This is a genomic window from Kitasatospora putterlickiae, from assembly GCF_039527695.1.
Lineage (GTDB): Bacteria > Actinomycetota > Actinomycetes > Streptomycetales > Streptomycetaceae > Kitasatospora > Kitasatospora putterlickiae.
Genome location: NZ_BAAAKJ010000246.1, coordinates 1 through 460 on the forward strand (window position 1 = coordinate 1; position 460 = coordinate 460).

Here is a 460-nt window from a genome sequence, read left to right on the forward strand (position 1 = left end):
CCCGGGTGGGGGGGGCGGCGGCCTGCCGACCCGTCAGGTCGGCCAGTCGCTGCGCGAGAACCCGACGCCGCAGGGCGGCCGGGCGGGCGGCCCCGGCCAGCCCGGTCCCCACCAGCCGGCGTCGAACCAGCAGGGCGGTCTGCCGCAGCGCACCCCGGGCCGGCAGAGCCCGCAGCAGGGCGGCCCCGGCGGCCTGCCCCAGCGCGGCCAGCAGCCCGGTGGTCCCCGGCAGTCCGGTCCCCAGCAGGGCGGTCCGGGCGCACGGCGTCCCGGCCAGGAGCGTCCGCAGGGCGACGGCGTCCCCGCCGCCCGCGGCGAGCAGCCCCAGCACGGCTGGGCCGACCAGTCGGGCCGGCCGGGCACGCCGCAGCAGGGCACCCGCCCCGGTGAGCGCCCCCAGGACGGGCTGCCGCAGCGTCAGCGGCCCGGCCAGGGCCGTCCGCCGCAGGGCGGTCAGGCC

The 460-nt window shown here is 83.5% G+C and carries 1 protein-coding gene; it reads right to left on the bottom strand.

What is annotated here, in order from left to right:
- The coding region (locus tag ABD308_RS24805) for a hypothetical protein (RefSeq protein WP_425554844.1) at positions 1 to 460 on the bottom strand (460 nt) is incomplete at both ends.